At 59.9% G+C, this 6,522-nt stretch carries 6 protein-coding genes; 3 read left to right on the top strand and 3 right to left on the bottom strand.

What is annotated here, in order from left to right; translation table 11 throughout:
- The coding region (locus IED13_RS26970) for an efflux RND transporter permease subunit (protein ID WP_191125978.1) at positions 1-357 on the bottom strand (357 nt) is incomplete at its 3' end.
- Positions 354-1,628: a TolC family protein gene (locus IED13_RS26965; protein WP_006022563.1), complete on the bottom strand. Its 1,275-nt coding sequence runs from the start codon at positions 1,626-1,628 to the stop codon at positions 354-356. The genes IED13_RS26965 and IED13_RS26970, both read right to left, overlap by 4 nt.
- Positions 1,629-1,747: 119 nt before the next feature.
- On the opposite strand from IED13_RS26965, the gene IED13_RS26960 reads away from it, so the two are divergent.
- Together IED13_RS26960 and IED13_RS26955 are read left to right on the top strand one after the other, a co-directional pair.
- Positions 1,748-2,401 (top strand): response regulator transcription factor, encoded by a 654-nt coding sequence (locus IED13_RS26960; protein ID WP_212312947.1) that lies wholly within the window; start codon positions 1,748-1,750, stop codon positions 2,399-2,401.
- A complete protein-coding gene (locus tag IED13_RS26955) occupies positions 2,401-3,747 on the top strand; it encodes a sensor histidine kinase (protein WP_006022561.1) in 1,347 nt (448 codons plus the stop codon). The genes IED13_RS26960 and IED13_RS26955 overlap by 1 nt, the downstream gene beginning before the upstream one ends.
- A gap of 31 nt (positions 3,748-3,778) precedes the next feature.
- Here the strand turns inward: IED13_RS26955 and IED13_RS26950 are convergent, their stop codons facing one another.
- Positions 3,779-4,225, bottom strand: coding sequence for a tetratricopeptide repeat protein (locus IED13_RS26950; RefSeq protein WP_209612057.1), 447 nt, complete (start codon positions 4,223-4,225; stop codon positions 3,779-3,781).
- Between the two features lie 941 nt (positions 4,226-5,166).
- Between IED13_RS26950 and IED13_RS26945 the strand changes: the two genes are divergently transcribed.
- Positions 5,167-6,519, top strand: a complete 1,353-nt coding sequence (locus IED13_RS26945) for a tyrosine-type recombinase/integrase (RefSeq protein WP_030540685.1) — start codon at positions 5,167-5,169, stop codon at positions 6,517-6,519.
- Positions 6,520-6,522: the final 3 nt, after the last annotated feature.

The following is a 6,522-nucleotide window of genomic DNA, read 5'->3' as shown; positions in this document are numbered from 1 at the left end:
AGCGCCAGACCATCCAGACAAGACGCTTGCAGCACCACCTGCAAGCCGCATAGCCTTAAACCCAGATGAGCCAGAGCCTCCCTTCCTGAGGCCCGAAATCAGTCTCAAATCATCTGACGACGGACACGGCTGACCACCCATGCTGCGCTCGATGGGCAGCGTCACAAGACGCTCGATTTCCTCTGGCGCCAGGGCAGGAACAGTCGTGTTGATCTGCACCTGCACGCCTGTGATGTCGGGAATGACATCGATTTGCAGATTCACGAAAGACCAGATTCCAAGACCAGCGATCAGCAAAGCGATGATCATCACCGTGGCTGGTCGACCGGTTGTCCATTCCAGAATCCGCCGCGTCATCGGGACACGCCGTCGAAGCTGCGGCCGCCATTGAGCGCCCGAAGTTGAAGCATCGCTTCCATAGCCTCACGTCGCGTGTCGAGCAGAGCCGACAGCGCGTCCAGATACTGGCGCTGCATCTCGACGTAAGTTGCGATCGGGATCGCTCCCTGGCGATAACTATCGGCGGCGGCGGTAGCTGCGGCCGCAAATTTCTCGGTGGCCCCGGCTGGCCAGCCCGCAAGGGCTCGACGCTTCGCCTCGTAGTAGGCTGCCTGTTCGTAAACCTGCCTCGCGATCCGTCGGTTGGCGGCGAGCAGGGCCGCATCGCCCTGGGATTGACGGCTCAACTCCTGTGCGAGGCCAGCAGCCTGGCTATTCCAAAGCGGCAACGTCGTCGTCAGCCGTATGCCGAAATTGGTCTCGCGGCTGTCTGACTTCGCGCGATTGAAGTAGGGACCGACTGAGACGTTCGGCACACGCGCTGCTTGTGCGAGGTCAACGCGCAACCCTTGCTGCTGCAATTGCGCGCGCAGCGACTGAATCTCGAAATTGTTGATGCCAGCTTGTTGCGCCATGCGCTCGACCGACGGAAGGCCGGGCAGCGTGATATCGGGCGGAGCAATGCGGAGCCGCGCTTTGAGCGGCGCGCCGCGAAGTTGATTCAGTTCGTAGACGATCGTGCTGGTCTCGGAATCAGCCATCGCGGCATTTCGCTCCGCCGTGATGGCACCCGCATCCAGAATGGCCGTGTCCAGCGTGGTGGCGATGCCCGCCGGATCCCGCTGCTCCACAACGCGTGCAAGCTCGCGCATCCGCGCGGCAACGTCGCGTGCCGCGGCGGCTTTCCGCTCGGCCGCGAACAAGGCATATCCCAAAGAGCGTGCCCGGCTTGCGAGCGTTGCGTCGAATTGCGCAAGACCGAGCCGCGCCAGCGCGATCTGATGCTCGGCGATGGCGCGACGGAGCGCCCCGCGTCCGGCAAAGTCGAGCGGCTGCATAATCGACAAGCCATATGTCGGCCCGGCGCCTTTCGGTGCACCTGTCAGGCCGTCGGCCATCCGGCGTTCGCCTAACTCGAATGCAGCTTCAGGGTCCGGCAGGCGATCAGCCGCGTCGCGCTCAACACCTGCAAGCCCGATCTGCTGGAAATAAAAGCGTCGTTCGGGGTTACTTGCCACGACGGAATTGGCAAGTGCATCAATCGACAGCACGGCGGCCTGCTGAGCGAAGGCTGGGGTCACCAAGATAATTGTTGATATGCGAACGATTATCAGGAGCAATTTTAACATTGGCACGAGTCTCAACACTGACTTCTAGACGCCTGATTGCCACGCTAGTCTGAACACAAGCTGTCAGCGTAAATGCAGGTTGATCCAGTATCGGACTGCAGCAATCAGGAGACATGACCATTCGCATTCTTCTTGTCGAAGACGATCAGGACATTGGCGCCCGCCTGAAGGAAGGGTTGGCCAGCTTTGGCTTTGTCGTTGAGCATGTGGAAGATGGTGAGCACGCCCTTTCCTTCGCGCTGCAAGAAGAATTCGACGCGATCGTTCTCGATCTCGGTTTACCCGGCCTGTCAGGCATCGAGGTCTTACGGAGGTTGCGACGTACCGGGGCCGCCACACCGGTCCTGATCCTGACGGCGCGCAGCAGCTGGACTGAGAAGGTGGAAGGTCTCAATGCAGGGGCTGATGACTATGTGGCGAAGCCGTTTCACGTCGACGAAGTCGCAGCTCGCCTGCGCGCGCTGATGCGGCGCGTCGCGGGCCAAGCCACCTCCGAATTGCGCCACGGAGATATCGTGCTTGACCCCGTTGCCGGCACCGCCAATGTTGCGGGCCAGCCGATCGAATTGACGGCACAGGAATTTCGCCTGCTCCACCTCTTCCTGCATCGCGTCGGCCGCGTCGTGACGCAAGCCGAGTTGCTCGACCATCTCTACGGCCTGAATGAGGAACGCAGCTCGAATACGATCGAGGTCTATGTCGGTCGGCTGCGACGCAAAATCGGCCGCGATACCATGAGGACCCTGCGCGGTCTGGGCTACAGGTTCGGCTGATGGTCAGAAGTCTGCGCGCCCGGCTGCTGGTTGGCGTTATTCTCACGACCGTGACAGGTATCGCTGTCGCTGGCGTTTCGATTTCCGCGCTGTTCCGGGCGCACGTCACGGAGCTTGTCAATGCCGAGCTGATCGGTCATCTCGACGAGCTCGAAGGTCTGTTGGCCCGCACGGCCGACGGACATGTCGCTCTGGCACAAAGGCTCAGTGATCCGCGCTTCGCGCAGCCCGGGACTGGCTATTACTGGCAGGTGAGCGATCGCAACGGCATCGTCCTACAATCAGCCTCCCTCGAACCGCAACGGCGTTTTCCGCCACCCGCGCGGGGGGCGGATCGGCAGCTTACTCGCTCAGTCGAAGCTGGCCCGGCTGGTGAGCCGATGATCGCATATGAGCGACCGTGGCAGACCGCTGAAAACGGTTACGTGCTTCAAATTGGCGCCGACCAGCGGATCGTCGATGATGTACTGAGACATTTTAATCAGGCGCTGGCCCTGTCACTCGGCACACTGGCAATAGCCCTAATTGGGGCCGGCACGTTGCAGGCCTGGTTTGGTCTGCGTCCCATGCGCCGTCTGCGCGACGCGCTGGGCGACATTCGCGCGGGCAAAGCAGAAACCCTGCCTGGTGACTTCCCGTCCGAAGTTCGGCCGCTGGTCGATGATCTCAACGCTCTGATCGACGCCAATACCCAGATGGTTCGCCGCGCCCGCACGCAGGCGGGCAATCTCGCGCATGGCCTGAAGACACCATTGGCCGTGCTGACGGACGAAGCGCGCCGGCTGCTCGCGAGAGGTGATACCGAGGGCGCCGCGGTCCTGACTCAGCAAACAGGGCGGATGCAGCGCCAGATTGATTTCCAGCTTGCCCGAGCCCGTGCCGCAGCCAACGCCGGCCTGCCTGGCGTCATCACGCAGGTCGAACCTGCCTTCGCATCAATAGCCGCGGCGATGCGGCGGCTCTATGCTCATCGTGAGCTGACGATCGTCCATACAGCCGAGACGGAATTGCTTGCCGCCGTCGATCCCAACGACCTTGACGAGATGGTCGCCAACCTGGTCGATAATGCCTGCAAGTGGGCTCGTGGTGTTGTCTCGATCAAGGCTACGCGCGATACCCCGACGGGGCAGCTCCTTATTACGATCGTTGATGACGGGCCAGGCATCCCGGCTGATGCACTAAACCGCGCGTTCGCCCCAGGCGAGCGGCTCGACGAGGCCAAACCGGGAAGCGGGCTCGGACTCGCAATCGTCCGCGATCTCGCCACACTGCACGGCGGCTCTGTCGAACTATCCAATGGCAGAAATGGAGGCCTTCACGCGGAGTTGCGGCTCCCATCAGCCTGACAAGTTCAACGGCGTCTAGGTTGGGCGAGTTTCATCGTGGCCGCGTCGTCCGCGCACCATTCGACCTGAGCGATTCGGCGCGCTCGAAATCAGCATCCGCGCCGCTCTGATCTCCAGCGTTCGCTTTCATCGTTCCGCGTTCGAACAAGAAGGTCGGATTCTTCGGATCAGCCTTGATGACCAGATCATAATCCGCGATGGCACGATCAAAGAGTCCTTTACGCCCGAGTGCCTTCCCGCGATTATAATAGGCACCGAGGTAGTCAGTCCTCAGTTGTACGGCGCGATCGAAATCAGAAATCGCGCGATCAAGCTCTCCCTTGCTCATTAAAGCAACGCCTCGGTTGTTGAGCGCGACATAGTAGTCGGGGGACAAACGAAGTGCTCGATCGTAATCCTCCATGGCACGGTCGATATCTCCACTCGACCGCAGCGCGACACCGCGATTGTTATAAGCCGCCGCCAACTGGGTGATCATCCGCTCGCCTGCCTGGATAACCGCTGTGCATCCCCGGATCGAGCGATCGGGTACGATTTCGGCCGCATGCACGCACGAGTCCCAATCCTCGTCGCTCAAAGCTGATGTGGGCGACGAGTTAATTGCAAAGTACGCAATAAATATCGTTGTGCTCAATAACGTAAGAGCACAACGCTTCCAGCGGGTGGTTCGCGCTAGGATCGATGCAGTTCGTGTTCTCGTATACAGCGGCGTAATGCAAATGAGCAAAGAGTAGCCTCAAGTACGTGCATTATATTATTCCCAGTTTGTTCTCTAACAATCCTGTCTGAATTTTCCCTGACAATCGACGTTTGAGACATCCGATCTGGTCGCTTCCCGAACGAGAGTACACCCGTCGAGTGCTATAGAGATTACCAAGCGAGCGCCGTGCGTGCCATCCGACAGGGACAGATCCAAGACTCCCGGACTAAGCCTCAGTCTGGTAGCATGAAGACATCAGCGGTGTTTGATGTACTAGCAGCGGCAATCGACGGGACGGGATGGATCCGGACTCGGTCACGGGAGGGCAACGAGGAGCCGCTATCCGGAAGAAATCGTCCTGCAAGAATTGAACATCGCGCTCTGCGGCGCTGCCAACTTGAATGACCTCTGAAATATCTGGAGGTCAATACGGCGAATTGCTCTGCAACGGCGCTCCGCAAATATGCAAGATATCAACCTAATATTAAGTTGGCGCGCCCGACACGATTCGAACGTGTGGCCTCCACCTTCGGAGCATTTTGTCCTGGCTATCCTAAATACACGCCAGGGCACGCTATGATACGACAACGATTTGAAACATATGGACAATTCTGCTTTTCCCGCCGAAATCCATATCCAGAACTTCGCTCCGAATTCCATCCGGGTGCTTCCGTGGTGCTTCCGCGGAAGCAACCCTTCCTCAGCGGGAGGAATGGCTAATGTCAAAGCTGACAAAACGTGTGGTGGACGCCGCTGCCGTCCGTGAAAAGGACTATTTCATCTGGGACGACGAGCTGCCCGGCTTCGGCCTTCGTGTCTTCGCGTCCGGAAAACGCAGCTACCTTATCCAATATCGCGCCGCAGGTCGAACCCGTCGTTACACTATCGGCCTCCATGGCATCTGGACGGCAGAAACCGCCCGGCAGGAAGCGAAGATACAGCTCGGCCGGGTGGCCCAAGGTGACAACCCTTCCGAAGAACGCCAGCTCGATCATCAGGCGCTCACCGTCAAGGAGTTGTGCGCGATGTATCTCAAGGATCTCGACGCTGGTCTCATCCTCGGCAAAGGCGGACGCCCAAAAAAGGCAGGCACCATCGTCAGCGATGTGGGCCGAATTCGCCGGCACATCATTCCGCTGATCGGCAACCGCAAGGTCAAAGATCTGGTCAAGGCCGATGTCGCCAAGGTGTTGAAGGACGTCATGGCCGGCAAGACGGCGGTATCGGTCAAAACCAAGAAGCTGCGCGGCAAAGCCATCGTGCGCGGCGGCGCCGGCACGGCTACGCGGACCGTCGGGCTCCTCGGTGGCATTCTCACATACGCCATGGAGGCCGGAATCATCACCTCCAATCCCGCGCATGGTATCCGCAAGCCCAAGGACAATGTGCGCGATCGTCGTCTCACCGAAGCCGAATACCGCATCCTCGGCGAGATGTTGCGGGCGGCAGCCGAGAATCCGAAATATGAGATGACGGTCGAGATCATCCGGCAGATCGCGCTCACCGGCTGTCGCCGCAGCGAGATGATCGGCCTCAAATGGGCCGAGGCGGATATCGACGCGAGTTGCATACGCCTCAAGGAAAGCAAGGAAGGCGCCTCCATTCGGCCCGTTGGCCTGCCGGTGATCGAATATCTGGAAGAACGTCGCAAGACGGCGACGGGCACCTATGTGTTCCCCGGCCAAGGCGAGGACAACGCCTTCGGCGGCTTTCCCAACCACTGGAGACAGATGTTCAGGGACAGCCCGCTGGCCGACGTGACGCCGCATGTCTTGCGGCACAGCTTCGCCAGCATCGCCAACGATCTCGGTTTCACCGAGGTCACGATCGCCGCGCTGGTCGGGCACGCCAAGGGGTCGGTCACGAGCAAGTATATCCATTCGCTCGACACGGCCCTGATCATGGCCGCCGACACGATCTCCGGCTACATTCAGGGATTGCTCGACGGGATCGAATTCAAGCAGACCGCCTATGCGCTGGATCGCGATTCCCGCAAGGCTGCACTGTCGCGCTTCCTGCTTCAGGCGATCGGTGAGCCAGAAACCGAGGAGGATGAGCGCCTTGCAGCCTGATAC

Source organism: Allobosea spartocytisi, assembly GCF_014764685.1.
In the GTDB taxonomy this organism is placed as follows: Bacteria; Pseudomonadota; Alphaproteobacteria; order Rhizobiales; family Beijerinckiaceae; genus Allobosea; species Allobosea spartocytisi.
Note: the sequence above shows the minus strand (reverse complement) of the source record. Positions and strands in the feature narration are given on the sequence as shown.